We start from the raw sequence: 17,854 nt of genomic DNA, 5'->3' as shown, positions 1-17,854 counted from the left end.
GGCTCAGCCCCGGCGGTGCAATAACTCACCCGCTATATAGGTGTGGCTGACGGCGCGGTCATCCCCTAACATCGCCAGGACAAAAAGTGCCTCTTCGATGCCTTTACAGTGTGCAAGGCGGCGCGCAAGCAGTGGCGTAGCCGCTTTATCAAGCACAATAAAATCGGCTTCCTTGCCGGGAAGGAAGTTCCCGACCTTGTCTGCGATGTGCAGAGCCTTTGCGCCGCCAAGGGTCGCAAGATAGAAGGCTTTGAATGGTTCAAGCCCCTGTCCTCGTAGTTGGCAAGCCTTATACGCCTCATTGATGGTTTGCAGCACAGAGAAACTTGTGCCGGCGCCCACATCAGTGCCAAGGCCAACCTTTACACCGTGTTTTTCAGCTTCTGCCAGATTAAAAAGCCCGCTTCCCAGAAACAGGTTTGATGTGGGGCAAAAGCTGATGGCGGCGTCAGCTTCTGCGATGCGCTGGAACTCTTCGCCCTCAAGGTGGATACAGTGCGCAAAGACGCTGCGGTTGGTCAGCAACCCGAAACGGGCATATACGTCCAGATAGTGTTTCGCCTTTGGATATAGATTTTTCACCCAGTCAATTTCGCGGGTATTTTCCGAGAGGTGTGTATGCATCAGCACGCTCGGATGCTCCGCCAGTAGCTCACCCGCGAGGGTGAGTTGCTCGTCAGAACAGGCCGGCGCGAAACGGGGCGTGATCGCGTAGCCGATGCGCCCCTTGCCGTGCCAGATGTCGATCAGGTCGCGGTTGTCTCTGTCGCTGCCTCTGGCGGTATCGCGCACATTTGCAGGCACGTTGCGATCCATCAAAGCCTTACCTGCAATAAGCCGCATATTGCGGCGGTAAGCTGCGACAAAAAGTGCCTCGACCGATTGTTTGTGCGCGGAACCGTAGACAAGCGCACTTGTGGTGCCACACCTTAGCAACTCTTTGACGAAAAATTCTGCACATTCCGTGGCATGCGCCGGGTCTGCAAATTTGGCTTCTTCCGGAAAGGTGTAACGCTCCAGCCAGTCGAGCAGTTGTTCACCATGCGAGGCAATCATATCAAGCTGTGGGAAATGTATATGGGTGTCGATAAAGCCGGGTGTGATCAGGTTGCTGCCGAAGGAAACGATAGGAGTATCCGCTGGTAAATTGTCCTGTAGGACCCGGCGGTCGCCTACCGCTTTTACATGGCCATCTTCCACCAACAGCAAGCCGTCAGCCAGATGCTCGTGGCATTCGTCTGCCCCGACCACAGCGGGATCATCGATCATATGGAAGATGGCGCCTGTATATGCGACTAAAGACACAGCATTCACCCTGTTTTACATTTTGGCTTGTTGCGCGCCTATCATCACGCAGGCGCTCACCGTTCGGCTTTACGCCCGTCAGGCGCGGCCAGCCATGGTATGACAAATCCTGACCATATGGTCAGCTTACGGTGCAATATAGGAAAAACCAAGCGTTATTGTCGGGCTTCTTCCCTGCATTTTTTCGTGCAGCACCAGTTGTTTATGGGGACTTCGCCGAGACTTTCCCTCCATCAAGGCCAAGTTCTTCTTCTGGGGGTTCCTCGTTGGCTGTTGGGCGTTGGCGCGGCGCATAGAGCCTGACAGAGGTGGCAAGGAAAGCCGCGAAATTCATAACCTGCGACATGGCGCCAGCGGCCAGAAACATACTGGCAAGGGTCGCTTGCGGGGCATTGACATAGCCCATAAGTGTCAGCCCGAGGCCTGCCACCAGAAGGTCCGTGTTCGGGAGCAAGGGCACGCGGGTTAACACGAGTTGGGCGGTGAGGAACAGGAACCACATGTTGAGGGGTACATCGGGCAGGACCACGCTCCACTGCAATGTCTGCAAAACCAGAAGGAGCACCAGCCTCGTCAGGTGAATAAGAAAGACTCTTTTGGCGACCTTGGGTTTCAGTGAAATGATGTGTTTCCTGAAGCGCAGAACCACAGGTACGAGGATGACACCAACAAGCACAGCCAGAACAAGATAACTCTCGTAGCTGGGGTCTGCGCTGGTAATGATGCTGAGTTGACCTGTCATAAAGAAGATCGCAAGCATAATGACGGTGAAGCTATTGGAGGCGAGCCCCGAGAGGATATTGCTATCTTTGATGGTGGAGAATATGAAACGATCTTTCAGGTCCAGCCTGCGCCGGGCCCAGAAGGCCATATAGGCTTCACCGGAGTAACTGAGCACAGCGTAATTATACACTCGCTTGCGGACAAAAACACCAAACTGTCCCCTGAAATCCACGCCCCACATCAAGCGATAAATCAATAGTTCCGCAACGGGGAAGGCGAAAAACATCAGGGCAAAGATAATGTAAAACCACGGCGTGGACGGCAGCGAAGACCAGACCTCCTGCCAGCCGACTGCGGCCAGCTTACTTGCCAGATAAAAGATCACTGCAACCATAAAAAGCATTTGCAGGCCTTTGAGAAGGACCATGAGTGCACGGTTCGCCCGTACGCGTTCAAATGCTTCGGTAGTAAAGAGGTTTCTGATAGCCTGCACGCGGTTGCCTTCGTAGTTTGCCAATTATGGCCACCCATGTCTGGACAAAAGGGTGGCTGAAACGCCTGTTGTATTGCGCACTCGAGCGGAGGCGTCAAACATTAGTGTTTGGGCTGGCTTTCATTTATTCTGCGGCCGATAGATCCCTGCGCCCGTCTCGTCTCCAGTTGCGTTCGGGATACTGTGCGATCGCCTCGGTATAGTTATTGAGTAGCCGACTGAGGACTGCGTTCCAGGTTCGGTCCCGCCCGGCGGCATAGCTGGCTTTGGCCAGACCTTCTCGCAGTTGCGTGTCTGTGATGAGAAGTGCCAGCTTGTCGGCGAAGGCGTTAATGTTTCCGGGCTCTACCAGAAAGCCGGTCTCACCCGAGGTTACCAGTGAACGGCTCCCGGTAGCATCTGCGCATACGGCAGGCACAGCTGAAGCCATGGCCTCAAGGGTGACATTGCCAAAGGTTTCAGTAATGCTGGCATTGAAGAAAATGTCGCTGCTTGCGTAGGCGCGGGCAAGTTCATCGCCCTGTAGGTAACCGGTGAAGACAGCGGATGGCAGGCGCTCTGTAAAGCTGTCTCTTTCCGGGCCATCGCCGACGATCAGTGCTTTATACGGCACCCCTCGACGCTTTAGCTCATCAAGCGTATCGGCAAAAACACCCAAGCCTTTCTCCAGCACCAGGCGTCCGACAAAGGCAATGACGATCTCATCGTTTGCAATGCCCAGAGACCGGCGCCATGCCATGTCACGGCGTTCGGGGTTAAACTGTGCGGTGTCTATGCCCCGGCTCCAGATACGCAGATCCTTTGCCATGTCTTGGTCGGCAAGGATGGTTTTCATGCAGTCACTGGGAACATATACCTGCTCACAACGGTGATAAAACCGACGCATGATGGCCGTTACATATTTTTCCAGCCAGGCCATATGATAGTATCGCGGGTATGTATCGAACCGGGTGTGAAAGGATGCAACCGCCGGTACTTTGTGAGCCTTGGCCCAGTTTAGCGCCCGCCAGCCTATAATATCAGGGGCGGCAAGATGCACCAGATCGGGTTCGAAAGCCTCAAGTTGCCTTTTGATCCGTCGCGGCAGACGTAAGCCCAAACGATATTCGCTACGGCTGCCGGGCAGTGCAACTGATGGCACAGAGACCAAAGTACCATTGTGACGGAAGGCGGCTTCCTTTGCTGTTGGCGCAAACACCAAGACCTCAATACCCAGCTTTTCAAGAAAGCCGACAAGGTGATTGAGGGCTCGCACGGGGCCATCCATGACGTAATTGTAATTACCGGAAAATAAAGCGATTCGCTTTGGGCGTAGGTTGTGGGTCTCGAACGGCATATCCATTTCCCGAAACTGAAGGAATAGAAACGAGGGACCTTCAGAAGTCTAACATAAACTGGCGCGCAATATCGGGGAAATGTGTGGTGTTGTTTTCTCCCCGCAGTTCCTCGTGGCAGCGCTTTTTGAAAATTTGATGAACCAAATAAAATATGTGTCATCACATCAGAGAATAGCAACATGAGGAAATGGCAAAAATACGGCAGCATTTTTTGTGACGGTGTAGGTGCTGGCTAAACCTATGAGGGTGTACCGTGGCCGATATCAATATATCCGAACTGATCAATCTGCCGGTGTTCTATCACCGCGCCGCCTTGATAAGAAGCCTCTTCAAAGCCGTTTCTGGATACTGCATATTGACCCACGGTAAAGCACGGCACGCCTTTTTTATCGGCGAGTGGCAACACAAGTGCAGACAGAATGAATTTTTTGCCGTCGTCTATGCGTATGGTCTCTGAAATGTAGAAACCGCAAGGCATAGAGAACAGGTTTTTATAGACCTTTCCGATACGCGTGCGTTGTTCAGGTGGCGTGAGATCAAGCAGATTGACCCCGGAAAGCGTGCGGTTGGTCATCGCTTCCACCGCGGAACCGGCCAGTCGAATGAGAACAGTGTCCGCGTTTACATGTTCGCTTAACACAATATTGGGCAAGACTGTACGCAGGCCGGCTATTTGAAGAGCTACCTTTTGGGGCAGACTGTTGCTGTTCGCTGTCCGCAACTGCTGCCAATAGCGCCAGAGTTCGTGAAGCGCTGGTTCAAGGAGTGCCGGAGCATCCTGTGTCATGATCAGGTTTTTTCTTACTGTTGTCATAGGCGTATTAAGCTTCCCGGCGCCGAAGCGCTTCAAATTAGAAGAATAATAGCAAGATATTAGCCGTATGGCACCTATCATTCGGACTGTGGAGGCGGGAAGTTTGCCAGGCGCGGTAACGCCGGTAACCTATGCTGAGTGCGAGTTTCACTTGACCGGCTGGCTTTTGTGCGGTATTGATACTGCGAATTGTTCGCAATCGCAGAGAGCAAACGCCCATGTATGTATGCTTGTGTAATGGTTATACAGACCGTGAAATCCGTACCGCAGTGCGCGAAGGCGGGGTGAACACGGCTGAAGAAGTCTACCTGTCGCTCGGCAATGGTTTTTGCTGCGGAGCCTGCCACGATTGTGCCACCAGCGTGGTGGAAGAAGAGATGCCGTCCCGGCGGGTACTTGCTGCCGAGTAGACCGCCGAAGGATCACAGATCGGAACACCTGAGGGTGTATGATTGGGGAACGAAAAAGCCACCGCTGTTGCGGTGGCTTTTTTAATGGCAACTACAGGCCGTTTGCCGCCGGGATATAGGCAGGAAACCCGTGCAGTTCAGTCGTCGGCGGATGGAGACTGTAGCTGAACATAATTCTGGTAACCCATCTTCTCAAGAAGGCCGAGTTGGGTTTCCAGCCAGTCGATGTGCTCTTCTTCGGATTCGAGGATATCTTCCAGAAGCTCACGAGAGACATAATCCCGCACGTCATCGCAGTGTGCGATTGCTTCCTTGAGATCCTTATGGGCAGTATGTTCCATCTTGAGGTCGCACTCGAGGATTTCCTTAACGTCCTCGCCGATCATCAGCTTACCAAGATCCTGCAGGTTTGGCAGACCTTCCAGGAAAAGGATGCGCTCGATGAGGCTATCGGCGTGTTTCATCTCGTCGATGGATTCTTCATATTCCTTGTCAGCCAGTTTTTTCATGCCCCAGTCCTTGAGCATACGTGAATGCAGGAAATACTGGTTGATGGCCGTGAGTTCGTTTTTCAGAATCACGTTGAGAAACTGGATGACTTTTTTGTCGCCTTTCATGACGAACCTCCTTCAGTATGTCGCTGCGACCACTATCGCTGATTGCGTGCCACTATAGGCGCAGCAGGGCATATTTCCAAGCCTTTTCCCTAGTTGCTAACTCTTATTAATATCATGAAATAAAAGGGTTTTTACGCTATTTAATGCAGAATTAGTCTGATTATCATTCGCAGCGAAATGCCTGTGCGCAGGATGCCCTGTTTAGTGGAAAAATTGCGCATTGGTCCCGGCATTTTACAACGGAGGCCAAGCCCTGTATAAGGCACGCGATTTTTTGGACCCGGCTTTGCGAGTCGGCTAACTGAAATGGAAAAGACATGTCGAACTATCTGGTTGCGGCCCTCTATAAGTTTGTGAGGTTGCCGGAGTATGAAGCGCTGCAGGCGCCTATCACTGAAATCTGCATTGAAAACAACGTCAAGGGCACCCTGCTACTTGCCGCCGAAGGCATCAACGGCACCATTGCTGGTCCGGAAGATGGGCTGAGGCGTGTGCTGGCCTACCTGCGCACTATTCCGGCCTTTGAAGGCCTCGTGCACAAGGAAAGCTGGGCCGACAAGGCGCCATTCCTGCGCATGAAAGTGCGGCTTAAGAAGGAAATTGTCACCATGGGCGTGGAGGGGGTGGATCCCAACCGTACCGTTGGCACCTATGTGAAACCCGGCGACTGGAACGCCCTGATCTCGGACCCGGACACCATTGTGGTTGATACCCGCAATGACTATGAGGTCGCTATCGGCACCTTCAAAGGGGCGGTTGACCCCAAGACCAAATCCTTCCGCGAGTTCCCTTCGTGGGCGGCTGAGAACAAGGATCTGTTGAAAAAGCCTAAAGTCGCGATGTTCTGCACTGGCGGTATTCGCTGTGAAAAATCAACAGCTTATATGAAAGAGCAAGGTTATGACGAGGTCTACCACCTCGAAGGTGGTATTCTGAAATACCTTGAGGAAGTGCCAGAGGAAGCAAGCCTTTGGGAAGGCGACTGTTTTGTGTTTGACGAGCGCGTTTCCGTACGCCACGGGCTGGAGCCGGGCGACTATCACATGTGCCGCGCCTGCCGCCGCCCGGTGTCAGAGGAAGAGATGGCGTTGCCCGAGTTTGTTGAAGGCGTGAGCTGCCCATACTGTCATGAAGAGACAACGGAAGAGCAGAAAGAGCGTTTCGCAGAACGTCAAAGACAGATCATGCTGGCAAAGCAGCGCGGCGAGAAGCACATAGGAATTACCAAGCCTCGGGCACAAAATGCCGATGTGGAACAATCACTTGAGATGAAGGAAAGCTGAAACCTGTGACCGATGCTCGCCCCATCCTTTATAGCTTCCGCCGTTGCCCCTATGCCATGCGGGCCCGGCTGGCGATCAAGGCTGCGGGCGTGACGGTTGGCCTCAGGGAAGTGGTGCTGAGGGACAAGCCGGCGGCGCTTTTGGCGGCTTCCCCCAAAGGTACCGTGCCGGTGTTAGTGTTTGGCGCCAGCGAAGTCATTGACGAAAGTCTTGATGTCATGCGCTGGGCGCTGACGCAGGCTGACCCTGAGGGGTGGCTGAACCCGGATAGCGGCAGTCTTGAGGACATGCTGGCGCTGGTCAAGCTGAACGACGGTGACTTCAAACACCATCTGGACCGTTTCAAATATGCCACGCGTTATGAGGATGTAGATCCGCTTGAGCACCGGGCGGGGGCCGAGGTGTTTTTGGCTACGCTGGAAGAGCGTCTGGCGCACAATAGCTGGCTTTTTGGCCATAAGGCAAGCTTGGCAGACTACGCTGTTTTGCCCTTCATTCGTCAGTTTTCCGGCGCAGCCAGAGGCTGGTGGGAGGCGGCGCCTTACCCCCGTGTCAGGGCGTGGTTGGAGGCCTTTGTCGCCAGCGAATTTTTCAAGTCAGTGATGAAAAAATACCCGCAATGGCAACCCGGTGATGCGGACTATAAATTCCCGTAAAACGCGAAATATAGATTGCACACCTGTGCAGGATCTGTGCAACAAAACGGCGATTCTGTGCCATATCTGAGCAGGATATGTGCAAGATATTGCACAGGCATGTGCAAGGGGCTACAAGCAGTTAAAGTTTATCACAGGGAGCAGCGAAATGGCAGATAGAATCGCACGGGTAAAATGGGCAGGCGACATGACCTTCGTGGGCGAAAGTGTATCCGGCCATGCAGTGGTGATGGATGCCGGGGCCGACAATGGCGGCCGCGACCATGGCATCCGTCCGATGGAAATGCTGTTATTGGGTGCGGGCGGCTGTTCATCCATCGATGTGATGATGATCTTGCAAAAAGCACGGCAAAAAGTGACCGACTGCTGGGTTGAGCTGACAAGTGAACGCGCAGAAGAGCACCCGCGCCACTTCACAAAAATCCATATGCATTTTGTTATCACAGGCGCGGACGTGGATGCCAAACATGTGGAACGTGCTATTCGCCTGTCGAAAGAAAAATACTGTTCGGCATCCGTTCAGCTTGGCGCGCTGGCGGCCATTACCACAGGCTTTGAAATCCGCGAGGCCGAGTAAACGGCCTCAGTATAGTGGCACGCGCTTGCGGCCAAGCTCGGGGTATGTGAGTGCGTCGTTCACAGCGATCAAGGTCAATTTCCCGCCGTGTACACAACCGGTGTCAATGAACAGGGCGCTGCCAAGCCGGGTTGGTGTCTTGAGCGGCGTATGGCCATGCACGGTGAGTGCTGCGCCAGGATCAACGCGGACTTCATGCTGCGTGAGCACGGTCCGACCCCAAAGCATCTGTTGCCGCATCCAGGGTACTTCCAGTATTTCTTCAATGTCGCGCCAGTTATCAGCTGGCCATTCGGCGTGACAGATGCCAATGCAGGTGCCGTCCTCCTGCTCCAGCGTTATGGCATGGGGCAGTGTTTCCACGATGGCAAGGCTGACCTCCTGACTATGGGGCGTCAGCTCGTAGAACCATTCGCCACCGTTCTGCTGCCACATCAGACGTGTGCGCTGGTCGTCAGCCTCCAGCATCATGATTTCATGGTTGCCAAGGGTCGAGAAAAACCACGGCTGGCGTGCCAGTTTCAGGGCGTCCAGCGACCGGGGTCCACGGTCGATCAGGTCACCCACGGCAATGATGCGGTCAACCTCAGGGTCGAAGCTTACAAGTTTCATTGCCTCTTCGAGGGCATCCACACAGCCGTGCAGATCACCCAGCAGATAGTCCCGTCCCCGTGTGTTAGGGGGCAGGACCATATGGCCTGACGTATGGTCTGACTTTGCCAAAAAATCCTCTGTTTAGCGGAAGCCCTACATCACCATGATGGGGGCTGTTTGCACCTGAAGCCAGTTGCGAGTGGCCTCGTCCACATGGGGGCTGACCAGCTCAAAAACCTTGGCATGATAGTCGTTCAGCCATTTCAACTCTACATCGTCGAGGAGCGAGGCTTCGACAAGGTTGCGGTCGATCGGCACCCAAGTGAGGTTTTCAAACTCGTAAATCTCACGCTCGGTATTTTCCTCAACCTTTTTGACCAGAATAAGGTTCTCGATGCGGATACCGTAGGAACCTTCCTTATAATAGCCTGGCTCGTTGGAAAGGATCATGCCGGGTTGAAGCCAGATATCGCTGGAGTATTTGGCGATGCGCTGCGGGCCTTCGTGCACCGCAAGGAACGAGCCCACACCGTGCCCGGTGCCGTGGTCATAGTCGCAGCCAATGGCCCACAAGGGGCGGCGTGCTATTGCGTCAAGCGCCATGCCCGGCGTGCCCTCGGGGAATCGCATTGTAGAGAGCGCGATATGGCCCTTCAGCACACGGGTGAAGCGGTCTTTCATCTCAGCCGTTGGTGTGCCCACAATCACCGTGCGGGTGATGTCGGTCGTGCCGTCAAGATATTGTCCGCCACTGTCGACCAGATAAATCTCATCCACCTTCAAGGGGCGGTTGGTTTTTTCGGATACCCGGTAATGCACGATGGCGCCGTTTGGCCCTGCGCCCGAGATGGTGTCGAAGCTTTTGTCCTTCAGGCCACCATGGCTTTCACGGCATTGCCACAGTTTTTGCACGGCTTTCATCTCGTCGACCGTACCTTTGGGCGCCTCAACCGAGATCCAGTGCAGGAATTCGCTGACCGCTGCCCCGTCCCGGATATGACAGTCGCGCGCGCCCTGCTGTTCTGTCTCGTTCTTGACCGCCTTGGGCAGAATGCAGGGGTCCGCACCTTCGATGAGCTTCGCGCCCGCATCGCGCAGCGTTTTGAACACCTTGGCGTTGTTGGTTGCCGGGTCCACCAGCACGGATTTGCCGTTCGTGCCCAGTTTGGCCAGCGTGTCATAGAATGCGTCACGCGGCTCAACCTGCACGCTGTTGCCCAGATGCTGTTTCAGTTCGGACGTTACCTTTTTCTCATTAATGAAAAGCGTGGCGGTTTCATCGGCGTTCATGACGGCGAAGGCGTGGGTGACGGGCGTGTTCATGACGTCCTTGCCGCGAATGTTGAAAGCCCAAGCCACACTATCGAGCATGGTGATGACGGCAGCGTCAGCGCCCGCTTCTTTCAGCTCAGCCGCAACTTTAGCCCGTTTCTCGCGCGTGTCCTGGCCCGCGTATTTGCTGTCGTGCGGCACGGCGGGTGCCATGGGCTCGGACGGCTGGTCGGCCCACACGGTGTCTACCGGGTTACTGTCCACGGCGACAAGCTCAACGCCTTTGCGCGCGCAGGCTTTGCGTGCGGCGTCTTCCCAGCCCACGGTGGTAAGCTCGGGGTCATAGCCAAGCCGCGCACCTTTTGGTAGGTTGTCGGTCGTCCACTTCAGAAGCGGTAGTTTGGTGAACAGATGATGCTCAAACAAGGCCGGGTCCAGCTCGGCCGCAGCCTGAATGGTGTAACGTCCGTCAATGAACACCGCCGCCTTATCCAGCAGCACCACACCATTGCCCGCAGACCCGGTGAAACCGGTGATATAGTCGAGACGGCCCGCGTAAGCGCCGACATATTCGCTCATATGTTCATCCGTCAGCGGCAACACAAAGCCATCCAGCTTGCGGGATTTCAGCTCGGCGCGCAGGGCGTTCAGGCGGTCCTTGTGCTCACTCACGGTATCGTCTCCTTGGATTTCAGCTTACTCATACACATATATTCTGGCGTCTACATGGCAGGCCACCCCCCTTTTGACAAGGGGCAGCGTTGACGCGGTGCAGCAAGAATGTAAGCCCTTTACAGGCTTCTCCCTGCCCCCTAGAGCTAGGGCATCAATAAAAGGACGGACCTCACTGTATGCTGAAAACACCCGCAAGCCCCAAAGCCCCTATGGCCAACACCAAAGACTATAGCGCAAGTCATCATGGCTTTACGATCACAGACCCCTATTTCTGGCTGAAGGACCCGGGCTACCCTGAAGTGAAGGACGAGGAAATCCTCGGCTATCTGACCGAGGAAAACAGCTATTTCAAAGCGGTGATGAAACCGCAGGAAAAATTGCTGGATGCGGTGTTTGAAGAGATAAAGGGTCGTCAGAAAGAAGATGATGAAAGTGTACCGTGGAAAAATGGCGCCTTCGAATACCGCTGGGCATTCGCCAAGGGCGCGGAGTACCGCACATGGTACAGAAGGCCCGTGGGCGCGGATGATTGGGACGTGCTGCTTGATGAGGTGACAGAAGCCGAAGGCGCGGAGTTTTACCGCCTCGGTGGCCTCAGCGTCAGCCCTTGCGGGCGCTACCTCGCCTATAGCGCGGATAAAAACGGCTCTGAGCGTTTTACCCTACAGGTGCGTGAGCTGGACAGCGGTAAACTGCTCAAGGACGAGATCACGGAGACCTCGGGTGAGATCATCTGGGCAGCAGACAGCAGCGGCTTCTTTTATGTTGAGGTCTCTAAGGAATGGCGGCCCTACAAGGTGTGGTTCCACACACTGGGGCAGGCCGAAGACCGCGTGGTGTTTGAGGAAAAAGACAGCAGTTTTTTTGTTCATATCAGCCGCACCAGCGACCGTCAGTATTTGACCATCCGCAGTGCCGACCATGTGACGGCGGAAAACCACATCCTGAAGCTGAATACGCCCGAGGGCACGCCAGCCGTCGTGGTGCCGCGCCGGGCAGGGCACGACTATACGGTCGAGCATGGCAATGAGGGTTTTTATTTCCGTTCCAACCGCGCCCATAAAAATTTCTGCGTTTACCGCGCCGATGACGGCGACATGCAGGAAGACAAATGGCAACTGGTGCTGGCAGGCGATGACCGCCATTATCTCACAGGAATGCAGGCGTTTCAGGGCCTCTTGGCTATTGAGGAACGCAAGGACGGGCTGGACCAGATCCGCCTGCTGACGGCAGATGGTGGCGACAGCTATATTGAGTTTCCCGAACCTGTTTATGAGGTTGGCCTTGGCACCAATGCGGAATATGTGCCGGACCATATCCGGCTTGGTTACTCAAGCCTTGTCACCCCACCCACGGTGTTTGACTATGACCTTGCCACAGGTGAATTAATCCGCCGCAAGGAACAGGAAATTCCATCAGGCTACGACCGCACGGCTTATGCGTCAGAACGCCTGATGGTGGCAGCGCGCGACGGCGTGATGGTGCCGGTCAGCATTGTCTACCGGAAGGACTGGAAGAAGGGCACGGGTGCGCCGCTGCATCTCTATGGTTACGGGGCGTACGGCCTTGGCATGAGCCCGTCTTTCTCCGCTGCGCGCCTGTCGCTTCTCGACCGGGGTTTTGCTTATGCTATCGCGCATATTCGGGGCGGTGACGAATTGGGCTACGGCTGGTACGAAGACGGCAAGCTTGAAAAGCGCACCAACACCTTCAACGACTTTGTCGACGTGGCCCGCTTCCTTACCGATGACGGATACGCGGCGAAGGGCGGTATCTCCGTATCGGGTGGCAGCGCGGGCGGTGAGCTGATGGGCGCGGTGGTCAACCAGGCGCCGGAGCTGTTTACAGCCGCCGTGCTGCATGTACCATTTGTCGATGTGCTCAACACCATGCTGGATGCCGACCTGCCGCTGACGCCCATTGAGTGGCCGGAATGGGGCAACCCGCTTGCGGACAAGGCGGCATATGAGACCATCGCGGCCTATTGCCCCTATTCGAACATTGAGGCGAAGGATTACCCGCCCATGCTGGTCACCGGTGGGCTGAATGACCCGCGCGTGACCTATTGGGAACCGGCCAAGTGGACCGCCAAATTGCGGGCGACCAAAACGGACGACAATCTCTTGTTGATGAAAATCAACATGGGCGCGGGCCATGGTGGCAAGTCAGGCCGGTTTGAACGGTTTCATGAAGTGGCGGAAGAATATGTTTTCATCCTGATGGCTTTTGGATTGGCGTGATACGTTTCCCAACCGGCTGATTGGGAAAGGGGTTCGGTGAGTTTCGAGTATCCAGCTTTTATTATTGTTCCGCATGCGGAATAACATATGAAAAGGGCCAAAACGATGAAACCGATCATTAACAAAGCCGATGCTGAGACCACAAGGGTTGCGGACGGCGAATATTTTGAAGCCAGCATGAGCCATCTCGCCGCTGCCGTGGGGGCGCAACAGATTGGTGCCAATGTCACCACGGTGCCGCCGGGCAAGGCGGCGTTCCCGTTGCACCATCATTATGCCAATGAGGAACATTTTTATGTGCTGTCGGGCGTGGGAAAGGTGCGTATCGGGGCGCAAGTCCATGCCATTAAACCGGGGGATTATATCTACAGCGCGCCTGGCGGCCCGGAACATGCCCACCAGATGATCAACACGGGCGACGCGGATCTTGTGTATCTTGCGATCTCTACCAAACAGTTGCCGGAGGTAGTAGGCTACCCAGACAGCGGCAAGACCGGTGTGCGCATCACACCGGAGCTTGACGGTCGTTTCCTGCTTGAGGATACCAACAAAGACACCGTCACCTATTGGGACGGGGAAGACGGCGCCACGGTCGCCAGCATTGCCGGATAACTGCCGTTTTTCTAGTCGTTATCGGCGCTGGGTTTCTGTTTTCTCAGGTCCTCAAGCGTGTCAGCCATGTGCGAAAGATCGTAGCCGACATCCGACGCCGCGCCGATAATCTCTTCAACGCTATAGTCGTCCGACAGGTTCTGCGCCAGCGCCCACAAGGTGCAGGACCGGGTGCCCGACCGGCAGAAGGCGAGAATCGGCCCCTCGGCACTGAAGATGCACTCCGCCATCTGGCCTACGGGCTCAAACGACAATGCGCCACCGGCCACCGGGATATGCTGCCACTTGATGCCCTTGGTTTTGGCATAAGCCTTGAGCTCATCGTTTGTCGGCTGGTCGGCTTCTTCGCCGTCCGGGCGGTTGTTGATGATCAGCGTCACGCCGGCCTCCGCTGCCTCGTCAATATCGGCTGTGGTAATCTGCGGTGAGACGGCGACGGTGCCGGTCAAAATTCTGAAGTCGCTCATGAGCTGTTCCCCTTGTTGCCCGCGCGTCAGATTGCCGGGGCGTTTGAATAATAATGCCAGGCCAGAAGCGCCATGACGCTGCGGTGGGGGCGCCAGCGCTCCCCGATCTCCTGACATTGTTTCTCGGTTGGTCGCTCGTCAAGCCCGATGATGCGTCCTGCGCCGACGCGCACCGCAAGATCACCCACCGGCCAGATGTCTGCCCGACCGAGCGAGAACATCAGATACATATGTGCCGACCAGACGCCAAGGCCTTTGACCGCCGTGATGGCGAGGATGGCGTCTTCGTCTGACATATGGGGCAGGGCGTTGATATCCAGCGTGCCGTCCTCGACCACCGCGCACAAGGAGCGCGCGTAGGAAATTTTTTGTCGGCTGAGGCCTGCTGCGCGCAGGTCTTCGTCTGATACGCGGGCATAATCCGCTGGCCCCGCGCCGGGGCCTACCAGCGCCTCTACCCTGTCGCGGATGGTGGCGGCGGCCTTGACGGAAAGCTGCTGGCCAACAATCACGCGCATGAAGGTGTGGAAGCCCTGTTCGCCGTGGCGGGCAGCCGGGATGCCGACAAGCCCAACGGCCTGTGCCACATGGGGGTCGCGGTCCGCGAGTTCCAGAAGCCGGGACTTGATACCTTCAGCGTGAAGGTGAAAATTTTCCATGTGCTACCCTTGGTGTGGTTTTCGCCCGTCAGGGCCAGAAATGCTCCAGCCGGGCATGCTTCACCCGGTCATTTTTCTTGAGCGCTTCGTGGATAGCACGGGCTTTATCTTCGGCCAAGCGCTCAACGATCACTTTCACTGCAAGGGTACCATCGGCGTGCCTTGTGGTGCGCACGGTCGAGCGATCGAACGGGGTATCACGAAAATGGGTAAGGATCGCCTCAAGCGTATCGAGGCTGTAGGGTATCAGAATGTCAAAACGGTTGGCAATTTGCAAAGGCGCGGTCATGGCGCGCGTCTCCTGTAAACGATGGTGTGATGATGCGAACGGATACGTCCCGGCTTCCTTTGGAAACCGGGGACATCATTCGCCACCACATTCGTTTATAGGCACTGCAATCTGTCATGGACGCGACCCTAGTGCGGCAGCTTTATGAAGGCAAGGCGTATTTAAAGCGCCGTGAAATTACCTGCCAGCCCCAGGGCAACGGTGATCAGGAACAGCGCCATGGCCGCAATGCTGAGAAGGGCCAGATGCGGCCCGGCAAGAATGAACGCCACGCCCCTTTCCGGCAACAGACCCCGGCGCACAAATGAGACAGCCAGAAGCGGTACCGCAAGGATCAGCATCAGCCCGATATTCAACCCCACGCGCCACAAGGTGACAAGGATGGGCAGGTCAAACCCATACATGACACTGGGCCAGACATACCATTCCGCAGCCAACGCAGCACCGATCAGTCCGGTGCCCGTAAGGGCAAACGCTGCCATGTACCGCCATGGCCGACCAACGGGACTTTTCAGGTGGAGAGCGGCGGTCAGGAGGGCTGCAAACACCCACGGTACAAGGCGGGCGATCAGGTCCATATGCCCCAAGGGCCCGGTACGGTGAAACAGCCTGTCATCCAGATAGGCGTATCCGCCCATTCGGTATGGGCTGAGCGTCAGCACGTTGCCGGTCCTGTTTTCATAGCGGTAGGGGGCAACCTCCAGAAAGCGGGGATCAAACGGGCGCGGGGTGTCCGTTGCATCCTGACTGGGTACTTTGGCAAGGCTGACATTCAGGCTGCCATCTTTTTCCTCGCGCAGGGCCATCCAGTCGTGCGCCATGGCCTTCGCCCGGGTTTGCAGCCATGCCGACGGCTTGCCCGACAAGGTGTACCGTCCGCCCACTTCGCTCGGCCGCGCCAAGTGTCTGGCTTCGTCTAGGGGGCCGGGTATCGAACGCGGTGGGAAATGGTTGCGTGCGACGGCTATGACCGCGCTGCGGAACAGATTTTCCTCACCGGCGGTGAGGTTTGGGGCAATGAAGACGACCCCTTCGCGCGGAAATGCGATGACGCCGGGGGTGATCTCCAGCCAGCTTAGTCCGTGTGCCATGCGAATGTCGCCAACGGCGCTGCGCATGGGACCCATGGGGTGAAGGCGCCACAAGGTTTCACTGGCAATAAGGCGGTACAGCGCATCGGACAGGAAAGCCTGCCTGTCCGGTGTTTCATTATACAGCAGGACGCGGGCGAGGCCAGGGACAAGCGGATAGCCCAGCGGGGAGGTGAGGTGCTGCTTGAAAACTTCATGCAGTGACAGGCCGGTCACCTGTTCTATAAGCTTTGTCAGAACAGCGTCTCCGACAAGATCGTCTGTCGAGACATGCCCCGGCGTACGTACTTCGATAGCATAGGAGCGGAGCGAGATGTCCGGGTTGATAAGCCCGCCAGGGGGAGCGGCGAACCCGCCGGTACCGGTCAGAAGGTGACGCAGGGTCAGTGCAACCTTGAACGGATACTCGCCCACAATTTCCGGCAGGTGCTGGCTGATGGGCTGGTCTATTGATAAATGGCCATCGTCAAGGAGCCGTAGTGCTGTGAGCCGCAGTTTCAGTCGCTGCAGGCCGCGGCCCTCGTTACCGCCCGCGTCGGTATAGCCATATATATTGTAGCCATTGACAAAAAAGGCGTCTGCTGTAACGGCTTTCAGGTGCGGCAATACCTCGTCGGCGCGCAACACAACACCCTGCGCACTGGCGGCACAGCTCAGGAAAAAAACAGAGAGAATGGCAAGGGCGGTGCGTTTCACAACCTCAAGGCCTTGATGTTATTGAATAACCCGCCTCAATTAAAGCACGGAAAGCGCGCCCTTGCTATAGGTCAGAACTGAAACTGGATACCGGTGCCGCTAATAAGCTGTGTTGCGGAGCCATAACCACCCGCCGCTAACGGACTGTTTTTAGCACTGCCAAAAAGTCTGCCAACGGAAACAAGCGCCAGCACCCGAACGGATTCAGTGACTTTGTAGGCACCGATAACATTCAGGGACAGCTCCGACAGCCCGGCATTAGCGTCGAAGGCCTCAAGCCCGCGCGCTGACGTGGCGGCTTGTGCCGGTGTGACGCCGTAATTGGTTTGCATCGCCTTTTCCGACAGCCATTTTGCCCGGATACCAGCACCCATCGCAAAGTCACCGGATTTGAAAATGCCGTGCCCGGCGGTCAGGCGGATTTGCATGCCTTGTTTGGCGCCGAGCGCTTGTCGGACGTCACCGCTTATGAGCATGTTTTTCGTGCCGTACCGGGCGAAAACACCAACGTCAACGGTCGTTGAGATATCACCCAGACCTTCAAGCGCGCGGTTGTCTTCCTCGCTGCGTCCGGTATGCAGGTTAAGGAGTGGCCCCGCTTCGAAAGCCCCCTTCTTTAATGCAGAATAGGTAAACTGGCCGCCATTCAGCCGCCAGACTTCCTTGTACCGGATATCAACCAGAGGAAGCGCGCGAAAGCGATAGTTGTTGGACCCGTCGTAGTCCGGTGTCCAGCCAAGGCCAACGCCTATGCGGGCTTTTACGTCCTTGCTGTCAAGGTCACCGGGCAGCAAGAGGTCAATGCCTTCCTGCACGGCTTCAAGCGCATTGTTGAACCGGTCCGCCATATTAAAGCGGTCAGCATGCGCGCCGCTTGATGTTAAGGCTGCCAGGGCTGCAACTGTGAGCGCACCCGCTGTTCCTTTAAAAACGTTTCTTTTGTGCAACACAGGTCCCCAAGCTCCTGTAAAAAATGCGCCCATATGGCCGCAAAAACCCTGTCGTGTCATTGGCTTATTGTCCGGGACAAAAAGGTAAAATTAA

General features: G+C 55.9%; 18 protein-coding genes. 6 read left to right on the top strand and 12 right to left on the bottom strand.

Translation table 11 applies throughout. The features are described 5' to 3' along the window. Nucleotides 1–3: 3 nt before the first annotated feature. The 4 genes from guaD to ACN0VM_RS06755 all read right to left on the bottom strand — a co-directional run bounded on the left by guaD (nucleotide 4) and on the right by ACN0VM_RS06755 (nucleotide 4,672). Nucleotides 4–1,305: a guanine deaminase gene (gene guaD, locus ACN0VM_RS06770; protein ID WP_417450105.1), complete on the bottom strand. Its 1,302-nt coding sequence runs from the start codon at nucleotides 1,303–1,305 to the stop codon at nucleotides 4–6. A gap of 202 nt (nucleotides 1,306–1,507) precedes the next feature. Then, entirely contained in the window at nucleotides 1,508–2,545 is a 1,038-nt protein-coding gene (locus ACN0VM_RS06765; RefSeq protein ID WP_417450104.1) for a hypothetical protein, read from the bottom strand. A 100-nt stretch (nucleotides 2,546–2,645) separates the two neighbouring features. Further along, nucleotides 2,646–3,863: a glycosyltransferase family 4 protein gene (locus ACN0VM_RS06760; protein ID WP_417450103.1), complete on the bottom strand. Its 1,218-nt coding sequence runs from the start codon at nucleotides 3,861–3,863 to the stop codon at nucleotides 2,646–2,648. Between the two features lie 233 nt (nucleotides 3,864–4,096). Further along, nucleotides 4,097–4,672, bottom strand: coding sequence for a PAS domain-containing protein (locus tag ACN0VM_RS06755; protein WP_417450102.1), 576 nt, complete (start codon nucleotides 4,670–4,672; stop codon nucleotides 4,097–4,099). Nucleotides 4,673–4,890: 218 nt separating this feature from the next. Between ACN0VM_RS06755 and ACN0VM_RS06750 the strand changes: the two genes are divergently transcribed. After that, nucleotides 4,891–5,082 (top strand): (2Fe-2S)-binding protein, encoded by a 192-nt coding sequence (locus ACN0VM_RS06750; RefSeq protein ID WP_417450101.1) that lies wholly within the window; start codon nucleotides 4,891–4,893, stop codon nucleotides 5,080–5,082. 137 nt (nucleotides 5,083–5,219) lie between these two features. Here ACN0VM_RS06750 and bfr read toward each other — a convergent pair whose 3' ends face one another. After that, nucleotides 5,220–5,699, bottom strand: coding sequence for a bacterioferritin (gene bfr, locus ACN0VM_RS06745; RefSeq protein ID WP_417450100.1), 480 nt, complete (start codon nucleotides 5,697–5,699; stop codon nucleotides 5,220–5,222). Nucleotides 5,700–6,016: 317 nt separating this feature from the next. Between bfr and ACN0VM_RS06740 the strand changes: the two genes are divergently transcribed. The 3 genes from ACN0VM_RS06740 (at nucleotide 6,017) to ACN0VM_RS06730 (ending at nucleotide 8,215) form a co-directional block, all read left to right on the top strand. Continuing rightward, complete coding sequence (locus tag ACN0VM_RS06740) at nucleotides 6,017–6,982, top strand: rhodanese-related sulfurtransferase (RefSeq protein WP_417450099.1); 966 nt, start codon at nucleotides 6,017–6,019, stop codon at nucleotides 6,980–6,982. Nucleotides 6,983–6,987: 5 nt separating this feature from the next. Beyond that, on the top strand, nucleotides 6,988–7,638 hold the full coding sequence (locus ACN0VM_RS06735) for a glutathione S-transferase (RefSeq protein ID WP_417450098.1): 651 nt from the start codon (nucleotides 6,988–6,990) through the stop codon (nucleotides 7,636–7,638). 148 nt (nucleotides 7,639–7,786) lie between these two features. Then, the gene (locus tag ACN0VM_RS06730; RefSeq protein ID WP_417450097.1) at nucleotides 7,787–8,215 is read left to right on the top strand and encodes an OsmC family protein; all 429 of its coding nucleotides are present in this window, start codon (nucleotides 7,787–7,789) and stop codon (nucleotides 8,213–8,215) included. 6 nt (nucleotides 8,216–8,221) lie between these two features. Here ACN0VM_RS06730 and ACN0VM_RS06725 read toward each other — a convergent pair whose 3' ends face one another. Both ACN0VM_RS06725 and ACN0VM_RS06720 read right to left on the bottom strand, forming a co-directional pair. Continuing rightward, complete coding sequence (locus tag ACN0VM_RS06725) at nucleotides 8,222–8,938, bottom strand: metallophosphoesterase (RefSeq protein ID WP_417450096.1); 717 nt, start codon at nucleotides 8,936–8,938, stop codon at nucleotides 8,222–8,224. A 24-nt stretch (nucleotides 8,939–8,962) separates the two neighbouring features. Continuing rightward, nucleotides 8,963–10,753, bottom strand: a complete 1,791-nt coding sequence (locus tag ACN0VM_RS06720; RefSeq protein ID WP_417450095.1) for an aminopeptidase P family protein — start codon at nucleotides 10,751–10,753, stop codon at nucleotides 8,963–8,965. A 179-nt stretch (nucleotides 10,754–10,932) separates the two neighbouring features. Here ACN0VM_RS06720 and ACN0VM_RS06715 point away from each other — a divergent pair, with 179 nt between their 5' ends. Both ACN0VM_RS06715 and ACN0VM_RS06710 read left to right on the top strand, forming a co-directional pair. Beyond that, nucleotides 10,933–12,996, top strand: coding sequence for a S9 family peptidase (locus ACN0VM_RS06715; protein ID WP_417450094.1), 2,064 nt, complete (start codon nucleotides 10,933–10,935; stop codon nucleotides 12,994–12,996). Nucleotides 12,997–13,101: 105 nt separating this feature from the next. Then, nucleotides 13,102–13,608, top strand: a complete 507-nt coding sequence (locus ACN0VM_RS06710) for a cupin domain-containing protein (RefSeq protein ID WP_417450093.1) — start codon at nucleotides 13,102–13,104, stop codon at nucleotides 13,606–13,608. Nucleotides 13,609–13,619: 11 nt separating this feature from the next. Here ACN0VM_RS06710 and ACN0VM_RS06705 read toward each other — a convergent pair whose 3' ends face one another. The 5 genes from ACN0VM_RS06705 to ACN0VM_RS06685 form a co-directional block, all read right to left on the bottom strand. Next, nucleotides 13,620–14,075 (bottom strand): TIGR01244 family sulfur transferase, encoded by a 456-nt coding sequence (locus ACN0VM_RS06705; protein WP_417450092.1) that lies wholly within the window; start codon nucleotides 14,073–14,075, stop codon nucleotides 13,620–13,622. Nucleotides 14,076–14,101: 26 nt separating this feature from the next. After that, nucleotides 14,102–14,734, bottom strand: coding sequence for a DNA-3-methyladenine glycosylase family protein (locus tag ACN0VM_RS06700; protein WP_417450091.1), 633 nt, complete (start codon nucleotides 14,732–14,734; stop codon nucleotides 14,102–14,104). 28 nt (nucleotides 14,735–14,762) lie between these two features. After that, a complete protein-coding gene (locus ACN0VM_RS06695; protein WP_417450090.1) occupies nucleotides 14,763–15,023 on the bottom strand; it encodes a hypothetical protein in 261 nt (86 codons plus the stop codon). 161 nt (nucleotides 15,024–15,184) lie between these two features. Continuing rightward, nucleotides 15,185–16,810, bottom strand: coding sequence for a serine hydrolase (locus tag ACN0VM_RS06690; protein WP_417450089.1), 1,626 nt, complete (start codon nucleotides 16,808–16,810; stop codon nucleotides 15,185–15,187). A 71-nt stretch (nucleotides 16,811–16,881) separates the two neighbouring features. Then, nucleotides 16,882–17,760 carry a MipA/OmpV family protein gene (locus ACN0VM_RS06685; protein WP_417450088.1) on the bottom strand — a complete coding sequence of 293 codons (879 nt, stop codon included), beginning with the start codon at nucleotides 17,758–17,760 and terminating at the stop codon, nucleotides 16,882–16,884. Nucleotides 17,761–17,854 lie beyond the last annotated feature (94 nt).

This window comes from Kordiimonas sp., from assembly GCF_048260245.1.
Lineage (GTDB): Bacteria > Pseudomonadota > Alphaproteobacteria > Sphingomonadales > Kordiimonadaceae > Kordiimonas.
This window is presented reverse-complemented; position numbering and strand designations above follow the sequence as displayed.

Coding starts and splice junctions, on each gene's coding strand:
- ACN0VM_RS06715 (WP_417450094.1), top strand. CDS start 10,933: ATGCTGAAAACACCCGCAAGCCCCAAAGCCCCTATGGCCAACACCAAA.
- ACN0VM_RS06750 (WP_417450101.1), top strand. CDS start 4,891: ATGTATGTATGCTTGTGTAATGGTTATACAGACCGTGAAATCCGTACC.
- bfr (WP_417450100.1), bottom strand. CDS start 5,699: ATGAAAGGCGACAAAAAAGTCATCCAGTTTCTCAACGTGATTCTGAAA.
- ACN0VM_RS06740 (WP_417450099.1), top strand. CDS start 6,017: ATGTCGAACTATCTGGTTGCGGCCCTCTATAAGTTTGTGAGGTTGCCG.
- ACN0VM_RS06700 (WP_417450091.1), bottom strand. CDS start 14,734: ATGGAAAATTTTCACCTTCACGCTGAAGGTATCAAGTCCCGGCTTCTG.
- ACN0VM_RS06695 (WP_417450090.1), bottom strand. CDS start 15,023: ATGACCGCGCCTTTGCAAATTGCCAACCGTTTTGACATTCTGATACCC.
- ACN0VM_RS06710 (WP_417450093.1), top strand. CDS start 13,102: ATGAAACCGATCATTAACAAAGCCGATGCTGAGACCACAAGGGTTGCG.
- ACN0VM_RS06730 (WP_417450097.1), top strand. CDS start 7,787: ATGGCAGATAGAATCGCACGGGTAAAATGGGCAGGCGACATGACCTTC.
- ACN0VM_RS06755 (WP_417450102.1), bottom strand. CDS start 4,672: ATGACAACAGTAAGAAAAAACCTGATCATGACACAGGATGCTCCGGCA.
- ACN0VM_RS06760 (WP_417450103.1), bottom strand. CDS start 3,863: ATGGATATGCCGTTCGAGACCCACAACCTACGCCCAAAGCGAATCGCT.
- ACN0VM_RS06705 (WP_417450092.1), bottom strand. CDS start 14,075: ATGAGCGACTTCAGAATTTTGACCGGCACCGTCGCCGTCTCACCGCAG.